Below are 19,608 nucleotides of genomic sequence, written 5' to 3'. Positions count from 1 at the left end.
ATATACATTATAGGGTATTTTGACAAAATCGTGAACAAAATTTACATTTCAGGTCGACATATGCAATGAGTGCAATATGATCATGGGTGATAACCAATATGCCACGCAAGTTCATCTGACCAATGGCCAATACTTTATGTTTGATGATTTTGGCTGTCATTATCAGTGGTTAAAGCAATATAACGACCGGGATATTGCGGTTCAATATGTACGTGATTATCATACGTTGGAGTGGTTAGAAATTGAAGACGCTTATTTTGTCTATGATGCATCCATTCAAACACCGATGGGCTATGGTATTAACACCTTTAAAGACTTAGATGAAGCCCATCGATTGATTGGAGAAAATGGTGCAGGTCATATTTTTACATTTGCTGATTTTTTCGGTCACCACTTTGAACGACAATTCGGTTATAACTTTCAACAAAACTTAGTAGGAACAAAATGAGGGATAAAAAATGATTAAGAGAAAAGGCTTTATTTTTGCGTTATTACTAGCTTTTACAATGATGACAGTTGCTGCATGTGGTTCGAATGATAGCTCTACATCTGATAACGAAAATGAAAAAATTGATGGAGACATTACTCTTCAAGCCTTAATCGGGGCAGGTCTTGCCCAACCGATGGACGAGCTGATCGAAATGTATGAAGAACAAACGGGTGTAAAAGTGGAAGTGAATTATAACAATAATGCGGGATTAGTCGGGCAACTTGAGATGAGCATGCAAGGTGATATATTTATTCCAGGATCACAACGGGTCATTGATTCGATGAAAGAAGCAGGCCATATTGAAGATGATGTATTTGGTCCGTTTGCTTTTCATACCCCAGTCATTCTAGTAGCAAAAGATAATCCCAAAAAAATTTACAGTATTGAAGACCTTGCCCAGCCAAATTTAACGATTGCTATACCCAATCGTGAAGGAACGCCACTTGGACAATCAGCGTATGAAATGTTTGCAGAATTAGGAATTACAGAACAAGTAGAAGCGAATGATATCATAACTGCTCAAACAGGTTCTGAGGCCGTTATGGCGATAATGTCAGGAGAAGTAGATGCTGCGATTAGTGAACTTGCTGCATTTCAAAAAAATCGTGAAAAGTTAGATGCCGCACAGATTGATCCAGATCTAAATGTCCTCCACGCGTTTATGGGGACGGTCATCTCTTATTCTGAGCAAAAAGAAGCAGCAACTGAATTTCTTCAGTTTCTAGAAAAAGAAGCACCAACCGTATTTCAATATCACGGATATAACATCAAAGGTGAAATTCATCAGTAATTAATTGGTTAAAGCGAACGGTCTATCCTTGAGGTCGATCGTTCTTTGTTTTAATAATGAGTAGTTAAACGAAAAACCGAAGATAGAAGTGAGGAAATTATGCGTACAAATCAATTACTAAACAAAACCTTTATTACTATCTATATACTATCTGCATTATTTCTATTTTCCGTCTATATTGGTTTATTTTTTTATGTAGATCTATTTGCTTTTTTTACAACGATACAAGATAAAGAGTTTCATTTTGCAATTTCAAGTATTTGTGCGAACGTCTTTACCGATGGCGAGATCTGGGATTACGAGTGGGCTTATCATGGCTTGGGCGAGGGCTATGGGGGAATTTGGAGCGATATCAATGGTTGCAGGTATGACAAAATTCAAGACAGAAACAGTTAGTATTGCCATCTAACCAAAATTGATCATGGGCGTATATATATAAATGGAGAAGAAATAACGAATACAGCAGTAGAAAAAAGGAAGATTGGTTTTGCGTATCAAGATAGTTTTCTCTATCCTTTTTTTACAGTGAGAGAAAACATATTATTTGCGGCACAAGAGCAGAAACGTGATAACGATATTATTGCTCGAATGAGAGACTTAACAGCAAAGATGAAAATTGACCATCTATTAGACCGTAAAATACAGCGATTAAGTGGGGGAGAAAAACAGCGAGTGTCTTTAGCAAGGGCTCTCCTTATGAAGCCGAAGCTTTTATTATTAGACGAACCCATTTCAGCTCTTGATCCTAAAACGCTACTGGAGCTCTACGATCTTTTTCGATCGATTCACCTTGAAGAAAATGTGACGGTAATTCATGTCACCCATGACTTTATGGAAGCAATGGCCCTCTCTAATAAAGTCATGCTGTTGAACAACGGGCAAATCGAACAGTTTTCTTCAAAAGAACATTTTTTTAAAAAGCCAGCGACTCCATTTGTATCTAATTTTGTATGTTTAGATCAAATGAAAGCAGTACTAAATGATACAGACACTACCATCAGATCTTCATCGGGTATGTAATTTTCTTAAATGAGAGGATAGTGAAAGGACAAGGAGACTCTCCTTTCACTCTATCCTGTTTTCACCTGTTCCATTACTTTTTCTTATTCATCAGTTGTTGTGACCGATGGAATGGGCATTTAGAAAGAGCGGTATCGTCATCATGAAGGAAATACTGTTTCCATTCATAATTATCTTCCTCACCATACTTCTTTAATTCTGGGTGAGCTTCAATATGGTCATAGGCTGCAAGACGTTTCCGAATTTGGGTTTTCATTTTTTCTGCATAATCGGGTGCTGCATTAAATTGTTGTAGTACCCATCTTGGTGTGATGGCCATCATAAAGTAAGGAAATGATCGACTGTTTCTTTGCGTATGAGAGGGTGTTGCACAGTACATAAAGTAAGGTTCTCCATGAAAGCAAAACTCCCACTCATTTTCATGGGGATCTTGAGGAATCTGTTCAGGCCACGGTTTTTCATCTAGTTGGGTCACATCACTTAATAGGTTCCAATACTTTTGTTCAAATTCTTCAACCGTCACATTTTCTTCATTCAAACCTCTAAAAAAAACGATGAGTGTTGTATATTTACCAAATTGCCGATAATTCTCTGAGTACTCTTTTAATACATGTGCCAGTTCATATGAAGTTAAGTCATCATCAGGATCACCCAAAAAACCATAACGTAAATGACTAAGTGCAAAAGCTTGAGTTGCTGGGATACAAGGAAAGAGGTGGTGACGATTCGTCATTTTCTTCTCGAATTGTTTTATCGCATTTAATTTCCACCCATATAGATGAAGTTGCGCATTTTCTTTTGTCCATAATAAATTCATGATATTCACTCCTAACCTCATATAGCCTATGGCAAAATTGTTGGTTAGGTGATTGTCCTTGTTTACTATGGGCTTAAATCATATGAAATGATTTATGGGTAAAGCTCCGTAAGATACTTTCTTCCATATAATAAAATAACATTTATTTCGGGGGAGTTGTTAAAATGTATCAACATATTGTGAGGCCAGGGGAAACCTTGTGGCAAATATCAGAAGATTACCGTATACCTTATACAACCTTATTGCAAGCCAATCAGATCGTTAATCCTAACCTGATTTACGTAGGGCAAGCGATTACAATCCCCGGATTACCCAATCCAGACTTACTTCCATATTCAATTATGGTATCCATTTCAAATCGTACGCTGACACTGTTCCAAAACGGTGCCGTTGTAAAAACGTATCCGATTGCTGTAGGACGAATTCTAAAACAAACACCAATAGGAGAATTTGTCATCATTAATAAAGCACCAAATCCTGGAGGTCCTTTTGGGACGATGTGGATGTCATTATCCAAAAAACATTATGGAATTCATGGAACAAATGATCCTTCTTCGATTGGTAAAGCGGTCTCTAGAGGATGTATTCGAATGTTTAACCAAGACGTAGAAGAATTAGCGCGTACGATCCCTATTGGTACGAGAGTGAGTATACGACCGTGAAACCGTGACGCGGAACCTTATGTATCAAGCTCAACAATTTGTTAAGCTTGTCTTTTTTTAGGTTACTGAAGCTGGATCGAAGTTTAGTTCTTTTAGTAAGTGATGGGGATTTCCATCAAAGTTGAAAAAGAAAGGAGTGTTTTCATCATTAAATAACAGGTAATGGGGCTTGTCGTCTTTTGGGAAAATAAATACGACTTGATCCACTAAATCATGAAACCACTCATTTTCTATTGTAGTTGCACGTTCAAATGGAACTTTTATCATATAGCCTTGATCTGGAATGGGATTGAACTTTTTACTTAGTCCCGTTGTTCCATTTATGAGCTTTTTGGTTTCTGTTTGTATTTTGTCCGTTGAAGGTACGGATTGAATAACCACGCCTTTTTCAATATGAAAAATCTCGATTGGCTTATGGTTTTCCGCTGAAACGACTGTAGTGAAAGAGATAAAGAGTAACACAAAAGCCATTATTTTTTTAAACATGATAACCACCTCATTGATAATGTTCCCCCATGTTTATTGTTTCATTGTATTTACTTATAGAGAAAAGAGGTAATAATTAACACCATTCTAATCAAATAGAAGGCGATGGTCTTGATCATAATAATGGTTGTCCTAGTGACTAGGATGATGTGCTGTTGATCGGAGGTTGATTACCATTGATATCATGATGTTTTTGCTCTTAACAATTGTAGTTTTAGCTGGCGTTATTTTGGTTACCGCTTGGTCACGTCGACAAGTAAAGCCGGAATATGTTCCAGTCACTACAGGGCAAGACGTTGATCAAGAACCGATTCGAGAACAATTTAAGGAGGAGTTTGGGATGGAAAAAGAGACACAAGACATCGTTGAACGAGTAGCAGCAGCCAAGGCCGAAGAGGAAATTGGAGAGGAGTTAATTCCATTGCGTGGTCATCTTGAAAAAATGCAATCGACATTAAACCAATTGCAGTCGACCCAGCAACAGAATAGTTCCATGAGCTCACAATCTTCGAATGGTCAAGATCAGCAACAAGCTAATCAATTATTACAGCAAATGCAACAATTTAGTTCACAAGCTCAACAACAACAACAAAAGACGTTCCAACAATTGCAGCAATCAATCCAGCAAGCGACGCAAATGTTAGGTAGCGTTAGCCAATCCCTCCAATCATTTAATGTTCTTAATCAAATGACTCAACAAATCAACCAATCGCAACAACAGTTACAACAAATGCAATCCCAGCCACAAGGCCAGATGGGACAAGGTGGTCAGTCTCAAGGCCAAATGTCACAAGGTGGTCAAAGTTCGCAAATGCAAAGTGGCCAAGGTCAAAGCCAAATGTATGGTGGACAAGACCAACAATCACAATATAGCAGCGACAGCGAGTTGTACGATAGCTATTAATTAGTAATCGTACGATTTAGGTAGTTACTTCAAAGGGCTGACTTCGGTCAGCCCTTTGCTTATTGTAGTTGTTGTTCACACTTTGGCTAATAAATCGTGAAATCGGACAATAAATCTTTAAAACGGACAATAAAAAACAAAATTCCGATAATTAATGAAAAAAAACGAACAGCAAAGCACTCAGACGTGGTAAATTCCATTGATGATTACACATCAGTTAGGTTTAATCACGTAAATTTATCGATTTTTTCAATAGTTAAAGTACTTATTTCATCATTCCACGAGCATTGACATTCCAACGATCAACAACTTCTCCATCACGATGAACAATATAATCTTCAAACAAGTTAGCAACGACACATGAATGATTTGGGATAATCTCAACGGTATCATTCATTTTTAATTGGGTGTCTTTAAACGTTGCGACTCCATGTTCTTCGGAAAGTCGCTCGATCGTAACTTCAGGGTGATTGATAACCTTGCCGTAACCGACAACACTCTTATTCCCATGTGCCCCCTGATCTAATGACAAGGCTTTACTACCTGTATCAAAGATGATCCGGTCCTTCTTTTTGCTCACGACACTCGCAAGAACGGTCAAGGCACATTGTTTGGTTTCGGCAACACCTAATCCGACTTGGCACATATCATAAAACGCAGCATTACCCGGACGAATTTCAGTAATGCCCTTCATTTTTGCTCCATACTTAAAAGTAGGTGTAGAGCCGACACTTCGGTGTTGAATTTGAATGCCAGCTTGCTCGCAAAGTTCGGCACTTTGAATCACTGACTTTGCTTCATCTTCCGCAATTTTTTCAATTTGCTCTTGTGAAGTCGCAGCATAGGAATGACCTGCATGTGTAAAAATACCAGTTAACGCTAGGTGATTCATCGTCTTTATTTTTTGCGCTAATTCAACGATTTCCTCCATTTCAATACCACAACGATTCAATCCTGAGTTCACTTTGATCCATACTTCCAACGGCTGACTACATCCCGAAAAAATTGAATTTACTATTTTAGCTTGCTCGAATGAGTCAATGGCAAGTATAGTTTTCGTTTGGGAAGATAGCTTTTTTAAACGCTCAAGCTTTTTTGGCTGAGCTAGTGGATAGGCAATTAATATATTTGAAATATTAGCCGCGGCCATAACTTCTGCTTCTTCTAATTTAGCAACGGTAATACCGCACGCACCTTTTTCTAATTGCATTTTTGCGATGTTTACACTTTTATGTGTTTTAATATGAGGACGCCAGTCAATTCCATTTTGTTTAGCAATGTCTCGTATCTCATTTAAATTGTTTTCAAGCTGATTTAAATTGAGCAATAATGCCGGAGTATCTAAAGTATGTATTGAATTCACGGTTAAAACCACCTTACAAAATTTTTTAATTTATGTGTAACCTACTGGATTTAATAACGTCTTACGTATTGAATTTATCATAGGATGTTTTTACAGGAAAGAGGAGATGGCAAAATGAAACGCGTATTTTTACTTTTCGTTCTTTGTACAATTGCTTTTTTAGCTGCTTGTGCAACAGAACCCTCAAATGAAAATGCAACAAATCAAACAGAACAATCAAAAGAGGAAGTCACAACCGCTGTGATCAAAAATGGTGAATTAACGCCATTTGAAGAAGGGCTTTTACAAAGTATTGGAGACCGTGCGTTTGTTTATGATATTGACATTGATAATGTTGATGTATCTGAGATTTATGTGACTGTCGATCACTATACAAAAGGTGAGCTTGTCTCAAAAGTAGTTGAGATGACAACATCGATTTATGAAAATAGTGACGATAACGTTATTCGAACCGTCTTTATTAATCAGCAATTTGAAAATATGAAGAAGGAACGATGGACTTTATCTGTGATGACCAATTCGGAAACCACTCATGGTTCGATTGATAAAGAATTAAACTTAAATGAAGATTATTCACTGAGTGCATACGGTGGGATAACGGATCCAGTGTCTTTGACATTAAATAAGACATACGCAGTAGCATCTGTCATTAGGACAAATGAAGATGCAATCACAGTGATCAATGGGCCTTTAACGGAAGAAGAGTTAAAAGAGGTAACAAACTATGACCACGTCTATATTGTTTCCATTCAATTAAATTAACAGAAAAGCTGCTATTTTTTGAAGTAGCAGCTTTTCTATTGGAGTCAGATTTGTATTAAAAAAATAAATCCTCCAGTCGTAAGTTCCAATCTAGCTGAATACAATGTACAAGTCGTACAGTTTGTCCGTTAGATAGGAAAGTCGATTTGGAGGAGGAGACGATGAGTGTTTTTATAAGCTATATTATTTTAGGTTTGTCATTAGCGGCACCCATTGGGCCGGTCAATGCGGCCCAAATTGATAGAGGCATAAAAAACGGTTTTTTTCATGCCTGGCTTGTAGGTTTAGGTGCAACTGTCGCCGATGCTTTTTATATGTTATTAGTTTTTGTAGGGGTCGTACATTTTTTAGAGATTCCTTTTATGCAAACATTCCTTTGGATTTTCGGTTTCTTTGTACTCGTTTATACAGGGTTTGAAAGTTTATCGGGCGCAAGTCAAATCGATGTTAACAATATGCGGAGTCAAAAAGAATCACATCTAAAATCATTCATGTCCGGTTTTTTTATGTCATTATTTAACCCGCTTACCATCCTTTTTTGGCTCGGGATCTTTGGGTCGATTTTAGCAAAAACCGTAACGACTTATGGTACAGGAAAAGTCATCTTGTATAGCGCCGCAATATTCATTGGAATTACCGTCTGGGATTTAACAATGGCTGGACTTGCAAGTACGATGCGTAAATATTTAACAAATCGATTATTGACTGTTATTTCTGTTATTTCAGGTTTATCATTGATTGGCTTTGGGATCTATTTCGGTATACAAGCGGCTACTGTTTTATTTTCGTAAACAAGGAACTTGGACCATTATCATCACCGTTTGTTTTATCCCAAAAATGTTTCATAATTAAAGTGACGATTCCTATAATTAAAATAAAACCTAAGCTCACAAAAAAACCTGGACGACTCGTCTGGTGAAAGACAGTTCCAAAAACGCCAAGAAAAACAAGGGTAAACCCTAAAATCCGTTTGATGTTCGACATTAACGTCAACTTAATGATTCGGCCGTATGAACCGAGAATGAAAAACCAATTGTATAGAAGCATGAGTCCAGCGGCTGTAGTAATATATTCATAAATTCGCCCAGGCATAATTAAAGCCAGGATGATAGATATCGTTATACCTCCTGTAGTTAAAGCCATGGCAGGCAGGGCGATATCTTTTTTTACCCGTTTTGAAAGAATCTCTGGTGCATCACGGTCTTCTGCAAGTGTTACAAGAATACGAATGATCGCAAACAAAGAGGCAACCATCGTAGAGAAACCTGCGATGATAAAGACCGCATTAAAGACATGAGGAACAAAGGCTAAGTCATATTGATTAAGTGCGGTTACAAACGGACTTTTTTCTGTCGTAAATCGATCCCATGATACCATGAGTAATGCGAGTCCGATGGAAGATACATAAATAATAGCTAATAATAACAGCATGACCTTCCCTGATTTGGGAGCTTCTTTCATATCTTTTAAACGCACAGCTAATAGCCCCATAATTTCAATCCCGGCATATCCGTAAAATCCATAAATTAGCGATGGCAGCAGGCCTGTTAAACCATTGGGAAAGACAGTGTCATACGTTCTTGGAATACGAAATGCGTCACCGTCTCCAGCCCCTAACACTCCAAATAAAGCAAGGAGCGCTAGAATGATAAACATTAAAATTGCTGCAATTTTGAGCACGGCTAATAAGTTTTCAACGCGGTCAAAGCCAGAAGGTCCCATCAGGATGACGAGCAAACCGAGAACGGAATAAATCGTTGCAAATACCCATAACGGAATATTGGGAAACCAAAACCGTGAAAAAATTGATAGGGCAGTCATTTGGCTACCAATAATCAACAATTCAGATAGGAAATATACCCATCCGCTCGAAAAACCAGCCCAACGCCCGTAAGCATGCTTGGCATATGTACGAAAAGACCCTTTTTGAGGATCATTGATCATTAATTTAGCTAGTGCTTCGTAAACAAAGTATGTTCCTATGGCAGCTAGAATATATGAAAAAATAACAGATGGACCAGCCATATTAATAGCGATACTTGAGCCGAGGAAAAAACCTGTTCCTATCGTACAAGCAACACCTAATAATGAGAGTTGCCACCACTGTAACGGTTTTTCTTTTTGTTCAGCGGAATTTGATTTCATGTCCCATCACCACTCCCTTGATCTTGATTGTATTGTTCGATAAGGACGGTTACTTTATGTAAGAAATAACGTAATCCTTTTTGAGAGATTTACAAGCTTCTCAAGGATAAAGTTTATAGTTTGTGTAATACTAAGTTAGAAATAAAATAGTTCACCACGATAAAGGAGGCTATCTGATGAATCAACAAGTTGTAGCTGTCAGAAAAAATAATGAAGGTGATATCGTAGAATTAAAATTATCTAGTGGACAAATTGTTGATTATAAGCAAGCTCAAATGATGGCACAAAACGGTGAAATTGAACACGTCAATGTATTCAAAGGACGAGATGGAGACATGCATTTGCGCAGTGACGCAGATGGAGATCCAACGAATAACTTAGACAACTTACCAACTTTCTAATATAAAGTAAAAATTTAAATAATGAACAAAAAGAAGAATACTTCATGAAGTTCAGTAGTTCCAATAACGTGGAGAAATTTGAAATCACAGATTAAAATCCAGATAAGTTAGCAACATAAAAAACAGTATAATTAGCATACAAAAAGGTTGGGTTTTCTTAAATTGCCCAACCTTATTGCTTTTGACTTTGATCAGCATTTTGTAGGTTATTTTTTTGTTGCAATAACTCCCTCGTTCATGCAAGTACATCTTTAGTCTGAAATGGTATTAACCCTTTACTTTCCTCATAGTAGCTTCAAATTGCTTTGAATTCCCATCCAAATTCCCAAGAATACAACAGACATTGTCACATGCTATTTTTAAGTTTATATGTTAACATAAAAACAAGATAGGTTTACATTAAGTTTAATGAAAAAGGATTATCCTTTAGTGATACTGAATATTTATAAAAGATAAGTGAAATGTAAACGTACTTTAAAATAATTTGTACAATATATCTTTGATTTTTGGTGCTGGCTTGAAGATATGACTAGATTTATAAGGGGGAGGTCAAATGAATTTACGGGGGCATCATTTATTATGTTTATTAGGCTATAGTGGACATGGTTATTCTCCTTCTTTTATCAATAAAATGGAGCACCTCGCGCCAATTTATCGTAAATTAGATCTCGATTTTGAGATCTTTGTGAATGAGCATACGGACGAAATTTGTAAGCATTGCCCGGCAATGGAAAGGAACAACTGCACGACATTTGAAAAAGTGGATTATGAAATCAGAGAACTGGATCGAAGAATCAATGAAAAATTACAAGTTCGCCCTGGCTTTTATTATTCCAAGAAAACCATTTTTCGACGGATCCGAGAGAATATTGAACCTGATGATTTAGACGTTTTATGCAAAGGCTGTAAATGGCTCTCATACGGGGTTTGTAAAGCAGCTATTCGGCAATTAAAAGAAATAGAAATTAGCAATATTTAAATATGAAGATAATTAAGTAGTCTTATAAAATTAAAATACTTATATGTGAATATATACTAGCGCTAACTCCAAAAACTCAACTAAAAAGTACGTTTAATATTTGAAATTTTCAGAAAAAATATATACAATTATAGTAGAGTTTATATTAGGGAGGCTACTTATGTATAGAGAAACAATGCAATCTTTATTTGAACAAGCTTTTGCTAATTATAAGGACCGAACGGCGATTAAGTTTCAAGATAAAGAATATACTTATGAACAAATTGAACTAAATGCAAATCGTTGTAGTTGGTCGATGATTGAATTAGGCATCGGACCTGGTGAACGGTCTGCACTACTCATGTCTAACTGTCCAGAATTTATTATGGCTGACTTAGCAATTATGAAAGCGGGTTCTGGTAAGGTTCCGTTAAATGATATGTTAGTTGAAAAAGAGATTCAATATATTTTACAAGACTCTGAAGCAAAGATATTATTTGTTGGACCTGACTTTTTCGAAGTGATCCTCAACATTAAAAAAAATCTCCCTCATCTAAAATACATCGTAGCTATTTGTGATCAAAAAAAATGTCCTGCAGAATTCATTCCATGGTCCCAATTTATTGCACTTCAACCTAGTGAAAACCCTCAAAGCAAAGTACAACCAGAAGATTTATATTTGCTCGCTTATACAGGTGGTACAACAGGATTACCAAAAGGTGTTTTTCATAGTCAAAAAAACGGTTTTATTAATATGTGCTCACATATGATTGAAACTGAAATAAATGATGTAGAGAAAATGTTATTTTCGACTCCACTTTCCCATTCAGCAGGTTTGTTTACACAAACTGGGTTACTTCAAGGTGCTACAATTATTATTGAACAAAAATTTGATCCGAATGAAATCTTAAAAATCATTGAACAAGAAAAAGTTACATTTACGTTTATGGTTCCAACGATGATTTATAGGATGCTTGACGAATTAAAAAATACCACCTATGAGGTTTCATCTCTAAAAACCATTGTTTATGGAGCAGCACCTATTACGGAACAGCGGTTAAAAGAGGGAATGGATCGGTTCGGTTCAGTTTTTCTCCAATTTTTTGGACAGACTGAGTGTCCAAATTTTATCACTAAGCTTTCCAAACAAGACCACAGCTTGGATCGAGACCGCGTTCACCGATTAAAAAGTTGTGGCCGTCCTGTCTTAATGTGTAATGTAAAAGTTGTTAATTCTATTGGAGAAATGCTGGCTGCTGGAGAAGAGGGAGAAATTGTCGTTCAGTCTCCTTATGTCATGAATGAGTATTATAAATTGCCGGACAAGACCAGCGAGACAATACAAAATGGGTGGTTATTTACAGGCGATGTTGGAAAAATTGATGAGGATGGCTACGTTTATTTATTAGACCGGAAAAAAGATATGATTATTACTGGGGGAATGAATGTTTATACAACAGAAGTTGAAAATGTACTTCAAAAACATCCAGATATAAGTCAGGTTGCAGTTATAGGTGTACCTCATGAGGATTGGGGCGAATCAGTTCTAGCACTTATTATTCCTACGCATGAGGATGTAAAGAAAGATGATATTTTCCTTCATTGTTCCAAGCTATTATCCAAATATAAACGTCCTAAAGAAATCGAATTCGTCAAGGAGTTTCCTTTAACACCATATGGAAAGCTCGATAAGAAGGCATTACGGGCAAAATACTGGGGTACTATTGAGCGGAACGTGAACTAGTACTCTATTAATGGAGGGGAATAAGGCAATTAGATTGAGAATAAGTTTAGAATTAAAAGAAAAAAACAGTCATCTATCGTAAGACAAGCGCCTTTCCATAACTCCTTCTTCCTAAATATAATATAACATCTCTTGATAGGAAGGAGGGAGAAGATGTTTGACCACTATCGAGAATTACTTCATGACCTGGCAGATTTAATTGAACATCATAAAAAGAGGGACGGTCATCGAAAAAAGAAAGATGATGACAAAAAGTTCTTAGTTTGCAAAGAGATAGAAAAAAAGAAAAAGAAAAAGAAACATGAAGATAAACTCTTCTTGGAATGTAAAGTGAAGGACAAAAGAAAAGATGACAAAGTGGTCCTTGTCTGCAAAGAAGTGGAAAAAAAGAAGAAGAAAGACGATGAGGATAAACGGAAGCATGATTTTAAACACAAACATTCCAATAAACGTAGAAAAGTTGATGATCGACCATGGATTGTTAGACCGAAGCGTAGATCGTGCTGTGATGAATGGTAATACCGTAATGAGACCAAATGGATATTCCGTTTGGTCTTTCTTTATTACTTAAAATTCATGTTCAACAAATAAATTGGAAAAAATTTTATAATAAAATTTCCGTTTCAATAGCTAATAATAATGGATGGAGGGGATGAAAATGATCAATCGACTTGGCGTATTGTTTAAAGATTTGTTGTCGAAACTAATCCAAAGAATGAACAATATTCACGTGTTTTTGATTAGTTTAACTTACCTCCTGACGGTTCGAACCAGCCGAATTTGATGAGAACAGTAAAAGTGTAATTAGAAAACTAGTGCCTTCCGAATGCACTAGTTTTACATAATACAGTTCATAAATCTAACCAACCATGGGGTGGAAGCGATGACAAGAGCGATAGAAGCGGTAACGGAGTTGTTACAATCTTTTATAGATAATGAACCCAAACCACCGTTACATGTAGGTGAGGTAATGAGCTTATGGACGGCTGTCACTGCATTTCAAGAGGCACGAGCCCTTTACCAAGCCGCACTTAACACAACGACTGATTCTGATTTAAAACATACATTAGAAAATGCGATACAAGGATCTAAAAAAGATTACGAAATGATTAAGGAGTTCTTAATTAAAGAGGGGGTTCAATTACCTGCTGTAAATGAAGATAAGCCGCACTCAGACCCTGCTGCAGTTCCTGAAGGTGTAAGATTAACAAATGATGAAATTGCGAATTTAATTTCAGCAAAAGTAGCTGCATCCATCTCATTTTGTGCAACATCCATGTCTCAATGTATTAGAAGTGATGTCGGTCTGATGTTTTTTCAAATCCAAGTGCAACTTATGAAATTTGCCTCACCGCTTAAAAATTTAATGAAAGCCAGAGGTTGGTTGAAAAGTCCGCCACCATACTCTCCTCCTGGCGTCCCAAGAGAGCATAGTTAACGAAATCATTGGTTTTAAACATACACCTTTTAAAATACTTTCTGTAATGTTGCAGGAGGTATTTTTTTGTTTGAAAAAAATATTACGTATCTCTAAATAAATTTATCAGGGACCGCCAAAAGCTCCCTTCATTTTGGTACAATAATAACCGAATAGTCTAAAAATAATAATTACAATACATAGCTCAGAAAAAGGGGAAATGAATATGTTTTCGACCTGGCGAAAAGTTTTACAAGAGGAACTTTCAGGAAGACAAGCGTTTCGATATGCAGATCGGATTGCGCAGTTTCATCGGATCCAAGCTTCAACAGGTTATCGTGAGGCTGCAGAAGCAGTTGTCAAATTATTAAAACGTGATGGGGTTGATGCCGAATTAATATCCTATTCAGCTGAAGCGGGCAGCCGATTTTTAGCTCATCGGACCTTTCAAGAATGGCATTGTAATCATGCTGAGTTATGGATTGAAGGAGAAGATCGGAAGCGGATAGCGAGGTTTGAAGAAGAAGAAATTTCTGTTGTACAACGGAGTGTGTCCACACCTCCAGAAGGAGTTGAGGCGGAACTTGTTGTCGTTGAACAGGCAGAAGACCCGAAAAGTTATGAGGGGCACAATCTAAAAGGCAAAATTGCGCTTGTTCGCGGAAACCAATTTTTAATTCATGATCTAGCCGTTGTTAAGCATGGGGCAATCGGACTTGTTTTTGATAATTTAAATGAATATGCACCGATCCGAACGCGGTTAGATATGCCTGATGCTATCCAGTATACGTCATTCTGGTGGCAGGGAGACGAACAAAAAGCATTTGGTTTTGCGGTTTCTCCAAGAGTAGGAGAGGAATTACGCGCAAAGTGTAAACAAGGAACGGTTCGTTTGAAAGCAAAAGTAGATGCAGAGCTGTATGATGGTCAATACGAGAATATCGAGTTTTTTATTCCTGGAAAACAACAAGAGGAAATACTTATAGTCAGTCACTTATGTCATCCGTACCCTGGGGGACAAGATAATGCATCAGGCCCAGGTACATTAATGGAAACAATGCGAGCATTACAGCGACTGATCAGTGAAAGAAAGCTACCGCAACCTGATTTAGGTATTCGGTTTTTAATGATGCCTGAAATGACAGGAACGTATGCGTACTTTGCTCAACACCCGGAGCGGAAAGACACTACAATTGCAGCGCTGAACTTAGATATGGTGGGAGCAGATCAGACGAAAGGTGGAGGTCCGTTATGTATTGAACAACCTCCAATGGCAACGCCGACTTTTGTTGATCGTTTTGCTTATAACTTGTTTCAGCAAGCAAGTCAGAATACGAGCAATTTAACAGGGACCTTCAGCTACAGTACAACCCATTTCTTAAGAACACGGTTTTCTGGAGGAAGTGATCATTATATTATTGCTGACCCGACGATTGGGATTCCATGTCCGATGCTGATCCAGTGGCCAGATAAGCATTACCATACGACTGAAGATTCGACGAATAATCTAGATCCAAACTTGATGAAAATGGTTGCACTGACGACATCTTTATATGCCTATGGTTTAGCCAACGGTAGTGAACAAGACTGGTCGTTACTATTAAACAATGATACTGCTACAAGATACACAGACTTACAACAGGCGCTTACAACAATATTTAATGATCAGCGCCTTAACAATAATTGGGCAGAAGCCTTTGAATTTTACTGTGACTATGAAAGAAGTGCATTGGACAGCTATCGACAGTATGCGAATATTCGCAAGTTTGCTAGCATCGCCCAGCAAGTAGATCGAGCAAAAGAGTTACTAGGTGAACAAATAAAAGTATTACAACTGCATGCAGATGGAAGCGAACAATTTGTAGCTACTGAAACAAAAGCGGCTCGTCCAACATCAGAGTTTGCGGATAAGGTTTATAAAAGAACCTATGAGGGTCCTTTTGACTTAACGTTTGAATTAGAACGTTTACCGTTAGAAGATCGCTTAGAGTGGTATGAATATAAAAAGCAAGCCAAGCCACCAGCAGGGTATGAAGTGTTTTTACAATATTGGATCGATGGTACTCGTTCAGTACGAGAGGTTTTGGCGTTAGTTCATAATGAGTCAGGATCATATGATTTGGAATATGCCCAAAATTATTTACAGCTATGTGAGCGGTTATGTTTGCTTAAAATATAAAGCAAAAATTGATAGTAGAATGTGTATCATTTTTGAAAGAGTAATATATTATATTACAGGACGTTGAAGAACGGTTAGAATTTGGTGGAAAACGGTAATTGTTTCTCGATCCATTCCTGAAAGCGATTCGATATATATATTGTACTTAACGTGGCTAAGATCAGGACTCACTTATCTAATAGATTAACTATAATTTAACAAACCATCGGATTTAGAAAAATTATTAAACGAATATTAGAGCTAAGATAGTAAAGAGTGTAGGAGTTTTAAACTGGTACCTGTAGTTAGGACACTTGAAAAAGAGTGTTTTATCTACAGGTATTTTTTTATATACTTGAATTCATGATATGGGATTAGGAGAACAGGATGAGCAAAATATTTTTTTCAACCAAAGAAGTAAATACACTTCAACAAATCTAAATGTACAACGAGTTAGTGAGCAGGCTATTACATATACGGACTCCTTTAAAAATAGATTTATGGATGAGTACCTTGCAGGAAAACTCTCTCGCAAATCTTTGCAGAGAACGGTTTCAATGTGTGGACGTTATAGGAATAAAGCCAATCGAACAATCAGCTTATAGATGGAAGAAAGCCTATGAAAAGAATGGGCTGATTGGACTGACCGATTCGAGGAAAACAAGTTCAGGTAGACTATTGAAACGGGAACTTACACCTTCAGAAGTGATTGAGAGGCAGGAAGCAAGAATCAAGCTTCTCGAAGGACAAGTAGAGCTATTAAAAAAGCTAGAAGCGACAGAAAGGAGGCTGCTAAACGCAAGAAAAAATTTAAATCCATGTAGTGTGTATCAGGTGATATATGAAACGATTGAACAAAATCACTTTAAACGAATGACTAAATATTTTTGTGACCTTTTAAAGGTTTCACGTTCTGGGTATTATAGCAACGTAAAAGCATTAAATAGTAGAGAAGCAAAAGAACAATTAGACTTAGAAGTGAAAGAATTTATATTAAAGGCATTTAAAAGATGATGTAGATTACCAATCGCCAGAACATTAAAAGAGTTAAAGGCAAAGACAAATCATTATATGGTTTACTATAACAATTATCGCTATCAGTGGAATTTAAAAAGGATGACCCCTATTCAATATAGGGATCACCTTCTAGTTGCTTAATCTCTTTTTTATAGTGTCATTGACATGGGGGCCAGTTTATTTTAGGCACTCCTTTTTTGTTGAAAAAGAAAAACTTACTTATTATATTAGCACATACCTTAAAAAATTAACTATATTAACTATTTCGATTAAATACTATATAAAGTGAATAAGTTTAGTTTGACTTTAATTAATTATAAATTTCAATTATATTTATTCAGAATTTAAATTAAATTCTGAAAATAATAGTTCTTATTTGAGAAAAAAACTTGTATAAATATAGTAGAAAGGTTAAATAGAATTACTAATAATTTTTAAGATACAACCATTGTAAAAACTGATTAAAATATATCTTGTTGATGGGGGGGTATTATGACAAAAGTAAATGAATTTAATGATAACGAGTTAGAAAGCTTTACAACTAAAAAACATAGAAAGTTTAAAGGATTTTTAGCATTTTTAGTTTCCACTATAGCTATTTGTTGGGCATTGTTTCACTTGTATACATCTTATTTTGGGTCTATTCATGTATTGATTCATAGAAGTATCCATCTAACTTTAGCTCTAACACTAGTATTTATTTTAGTTCCAGCCTCAATTAAATTTAAAGAAAGTAAATGGGGTTTTATTATTGATTTAATACTAGCATTAGGAAGTATTAGTATTGGTATATACGTCTATTTTAACGCAGATGTACTTACTAACAGAGCGGGGCTACCAATTATTACGGATTATATTTTTGGTGGTTTAGCAATACTATTAATTTTAGAAGCTACTAGAAGAGTTTTTGGCTGGGTACTACCAGTTGTTGCTGTATTCCTCCTAATATATGCTTACACTGGACATCATTGGCCTTTAATGTTTTCCCACGCAGGTAATGATCTTGATCAAATAATTAGTTATTTATTTTTATCTTTAAATGGAATATACGGTGTAGCCTTAGGTATCTCAGCAACACTGATTGTCATCTTTATCATGTTATCTTACTTTCTAATTGCTTCAGGTGCTGCAAAATTCTTTATGGACTTAGCGACAGCGTTAATTGGATGGGTTAGGGGAGGACCTGCAAAAATGGCAGTCATAAGTAGTGCTTTCTTTGGCAGTATTACTGGAAGTCCTGCTGCAAATGTTGTTAGTACTGGGTCAGTTACGATTAGAATGATGAAGGGATTAGGTTATAGACCCCATTTTGCAGGTGGGGTAGAGGCAGCAGCTTCTACCGGTGGACAGTTTATGCCTCCAATTATGGGAGCAACAGCTTTTGTTATGGCGGAGGTAATGGGCGTACCATATCGAGAGGTAGTTATTGCTGCAATAATTCCTGCATTTTTATACTTTTCAGCTCTCCTAATAATGGTTGATATTGAATCAGTGAGAAATCAATTAAAGGGAGTAGCGAAAAAACAATTACCTTCTTTAATAAAAGTTTTGAAGGAAGGGTGGTTCCACGCTCTTCCGTTACTTCTACTATTATATCTTCTAGTTATTGTAGGTTATTCACCAGTACGTGCTGGATTTTTTGCTATAGTTTCAATTATCATCATTAATATTTTTAGTAAGAGTAACCGCTTTACAGTAAAGAGGTTTTTAAAAATTCTAGAAAGAAGTTCTTATACTACAATGGAGATAGCTGCTGCTTGTGCTACCGCAGGAATTATTATGGGAACTTTCTCAATAACAGGTTTTGGCCCACGATTATCCTCGATTCTAGTTGATTTATCACAAGGGTATTTATTACCTTTGCTTTTGATGACTATGATCGCTTCAATAATAATGGGGATGGCACTTCCAACAATAATTACCTATATGGTTTTATCAGTCCTAGTTGCACCTACTTTGATCAATATGGGGATTGAACCAATGGCAGCTCATATGTTTGTCTTATTTTTTGGAGTATTGTCATATGTAACTCCACCTATAGCTTTTGCAGCTTATGCTGGTGCTGCTATTGCAGGCGCGAATCCAATGAAGACCGCTATCACATCAAGTAAATTGGCAATCAGTGCTTTCATTTTACCATTTATGTTTGTTTATAGCCCAGAATTACTACTAATCGGGGAAAAAAAGGATATAGTGTTGGCTATTTTTTCAGCCTTAATAGGAATTACTGCAATATCAATGGCTGTTCAAGGGTTTGTTTTTAAGCAAATTAACATTTGGAAGCGCTTACTCTTGTTTAGCACTGGTATATTGCTTGTATACTCTAACATTTTAACTGATATATTAGGCTATGGCTTGTTTACAATTATAGTTTTATCAGAGTACATTATCGTACAAAAATCTAGTAATAAATTAAACATTGAATAACCTTATAAAATAAAAATCCTACGGAATACGATTTGGTTAGTTTCTAG

At 36.4% G+C, this 19,608-nt stretch carries 20 protein-coding genes and 1 pseudogene; 17 read left to right on the top strand and 4 right to left on the bottom strand.

The features are described from left to right. Window positions 1–58 precede the first annotated feature (58 nt). The 4 genes from ACNSTQ_RS08470 to ACNSTQ_RS08455 all read left to right on the top strand — a co-directional run bounded on the left by ACNSTQ_RS08470 (window position 59) and on the right by ACNSTQ_RS08455 (window position 2,300). Window positions 59–448 carry a nitrous oxide reductase accessory protein NosL gene (locus tag ACNSTQ_RS08470; protein ID WP_418199500.1) on the top strand — a complete coding sequence of 130 codons (390 nt, stop codon included), beginning with the start codon at window positions 59–61 and terminating at the stop codon, window positions 446–448. A 10-nt stretch (window positions 449–458) separates the two neighbouring features. Then, complete coding sequence (gene modA, locus ACNSTQ_RS08465; RefSeq protein WP_418199422.1) at window positions 459–1,280, top strand: molybdate ABC transporter substrate-binding protein; 822 nt, start codon at window positions 459–461, stop codon at window positions 1,278–1,280. A gap of 99 nt (window positions 1,281–1,379) precedes the next feature. Continuing rightward, window positions 1,380–1,676: a hypothetical protein gene (locus ACNSTQ_RS08460; protein WP_418199421.1), complete on the top strand. Its 297-nt coding sequence runs from the start codon at window positions 1,380–1,382 to the stop codon at window positions 1,674–1,676. A gap of 18 nt (window positions 1,677–1,694) precedes the next feature. Then, window positions 1,695–2,300: an ATP-binding cassette domain-containing protein gene (locus ACNSTQ_RS08455; RefSeq protein WP_418199499.1), complete on the top strand. Its 606-nt coding sequence runs from the start codon at window positions 1,695–1,697 to the stop codon at window positions 2,298–2,300. 73 nt (window positions 2,301–2,373) lie between these two features. Here the strand turns inward: ACNSTQ_RS08455 and ACNSTQ_RS08450 are convergent, their stop codons facing one another. Next, on the bottom strand, window positions 2,374–3,117 hold the full coding sequence (locus ACNSTQ_RS08450) for a YqcI/YcgG family protein (RefSeq protein ID WP_418199420.1): 744 nt from the start codon (window positions 3,115–3,117) through the stop codon (window positions 2,374–2,376). Window positions 3,118–3,281: 164 nt separating this feature from the next. On the opposite strand from ACNSTQ_RS08450, the gene ACNSTQ_RS08445 reads away from it, so the two are divergent. Beyond that, window positions 3,282–3,779, top strand: coding sequence for a L,D-transpeptidase family protein (locus ACNSTQ_RS08445; RefSeq protein WP_418199419.1), 498 nt, complete (start codon window positions 3,282–3,284; stop codon window positions 3,777–3,779). 57 nt (window positions 3,780–3,836) lie between these two features. On the opposite strand, the gene ACNSTQ_RS08440 is transcribed toward ACNSTQ_RS08445, so the two are convergent. Further along, on the bottom strand, window positions 3,837–4,265 hold the full coding sequence (locus tag ACNSTQ_RS08440; RefSeq protein ID WP_418199418.1) for a hypothetical protein: 429 nt from the start codon (window positions 4,263–4,265) through the stop codon (window positions 3,837–3,839). A gap of 166 nt (window positions 4,266–4,431) precedes the next feature. Here ACNSTQ_RS08440 and ACNSTQ_RS08435 point away from each other — a divergent pair, with 166 nt between their 5' ends. After that, window positions 4,432–5,169 carry a hypothetical protein gene (locus tag ACNSTQ_RS08435; RefSeq protein ID WP_418199417.1) on the top strand — a complete coding sequence of 246 codons (738 nt, stop codon included), beginning with the start codon at window positions 4,432–4,434 and terminating at the stop codon, window positions 5,167–5,169. A gap of 265 nt (window positions 5,170–5,434) precedes the next feature. Here the strand turns inward: ACNSTQ_RS08435 and ACNSTQ_RS08430 are convergent, their stop codons facing one another. Beyond that, window positions 5,435–6,532, bottom strand: coding sequence for an alanine racemase (locus tag ACNSTQ_RS08430; protein ID WP_418199416.1), 1,098 nt, complete (start codon window positions 6,530–6,532; stop codon window positions 5,435–5,437). A gap of 114 nt (window positions 6,533–6,646) precedes the next feature. Here ACNSTQ_RS08430 and ACNSTQ_RS08425 point away from each other — a divergent pair, with 114 nt between their 5' ends. Both ACNSTQ_RS08425 and ACNSTQ_RS08420 read left to right on the top strand, forming a co-directional pair. Next, the gene (locus tag ACNSTQ_RS08425) at window positions 6,647–7,294 is read left to right on the top strand and encodes a hypothetical protein (RefSeq protein WP_418199415.1); all 648 of its coding nucleotides are present in this window, start codon (window positions 6,647–6,649) and stop codon (window positions 7,292–7,294) included. A gap of 161 nt (window positions 7,295–7,455) precedes the next feature. Further along, window positions 7,456–8,085, top strand: coding sequence for a LysE family transporter (locus ACNSTQ_RS08420; protein WP_418199414.1), 630 nt, complete (start codon window positions 7,456–7,458; stop codon window positions 8,083–8,085). Here the strand turns inward: ACNSTQ_RS08420 and ACNSTQ_RS08415 are convergent. Further along, a complete protein-coding gene (locus tag ACNSTQ_RS08415; RefSeq protein ID WP_418199413.1) occupies window positions 8,066–9,439 on the bottom strand; it encodes an amino acid permease in 1,374 nt (457 codons plus the stop codon). The genes ACNSTQ_RS08420 and ACNSTQ_RS08415 overlap by 20 nt on opposite strands. Window positions 9,440–9,615: 176 nt before the next feature. On the opposite strand from ACNSTQ_RS08415, the gene ACNSTQ_RS08410 reads away from it, so the two are divergent. From ACNSTQ_RS08410 to ACNSTQ_RS08370, 9 genes and pseudogenes are all read left to right on the top strand, one after another. Beyond that, on the top strand, window positions 9,616–9,840 hold the full coding sequence (locus tag ACNSTQ_RS08410; RefSeq protein ID WP_418199412.1) for a DUF3892 domain-containing protein: 225 nt from the start codon (window positions 9,616–9,618) through the stop codon (window positions 9,838–9,840). A 553-nt stretch (window positions 9,841–10,393) separates the two neighbouring features. Next, window positions 10,394–10,819 carry a DUF1284 domain-containing protein gene (locus ACNSTQ_RS08405; protein WP_418199411.1) on the top strand — a complete coding sequence of 142 codons (426 nt, stop codon included), beginning with the start codon at window positions 10,394–10,396 and terminating at the stop codon, window positions 10,817–10,819. A 160-nt stretch (window positions 10,820–10,979) separates the two neighbouring features. Beyond that, window positions 10,980–12,542, top strand: coding sequence for a long-chain-fatty-acid--CoA ligase (locus tag ACNSTQ_RS08400; protein WP_418199410.1), 1,563 nt, complete (start codon window positions 10,980–10,982; stop codon window positions 12,540–12,542). Window positions 12,543–12,695: 153 nt separating this feature from the next. Beyond that, on the top strand, window positions 12,696–13,061 hold the full coding sequence (locus ACNSTQ_RS08395; protein WP_418199409.1) for a hypothetical protein: 366 nt from the start codon (window positions 12,696–12,698) through the stop codon (window positions 13,059–13,061). A 364-nt stretch (window positions 13,062–13,425) separates the two neighbouring features. After that, window positions 13,426–13,980: a DUF3231 family protein gene (locus tag ACNSTQ_RS08390; protein WP_418199408.1), complete on the top strand. Its 555-nt coding sequence runs from the start codon at window positions 13,426–13,428 to the stop codon at window positions 13,978–13,980. 205 nt (window positions 13,981–14,185) lie between these two features. Beyond that, entirely contained in the window at window positions 14,186–16,138 is a 1,953-nt protein-coding gene (locus tag ACNSTQ_RS08385; protein WP_418199407.1) for a DUF4910 domain-containing protein, read from the top strand. A gap of 492 nt (window positions 16,139–16,630) precedes the next feature. Further along, window positions 16,631–17,131, top strand: coding sequence for a hypothetical protein (locus ACNSTQ_RS08380; protein WP_418199406.1), 501 nt, complete (start codon window positions 16,631–16,633; stop codon window positions 17,129–17,131). 21 nt (window positions 17,132–17,152) lie between these two features. Next, window positions 17,153–17,275: pseudogene (locus ACNSTQ_RS08375) on the top strand (IS3 family transposase); the annotation flags it as partial. A 351-nt stretch (window positions 17,276–17,626) separates the two neighbouring features. After that, window positions 17,627–19,561 (top strand): TRAP transporter permease, encoded by a 1,935-nt coding sequence (locus ACNSTQ_RS08370; RefSeq protein WP_418199405.1) that lies wholly within the window; start codon window positions 17,627–17,629, stop codon window positions 19,559–19,561. Window positions 19,562–19,608 lie beyond the last annotated feature (47 nt).

Source organism: Alkalihalobacterium sp. APHAB7 (assembly GCF_048323755.1).
Lineage (GTDB): Bacteria > Bacillota > Bacilli > Bacillales > Bacillaceae_F > Alkalihalobacterium.
This window is presented reverse-complemented; position numbering and strand designations above follow the sequence as displayed.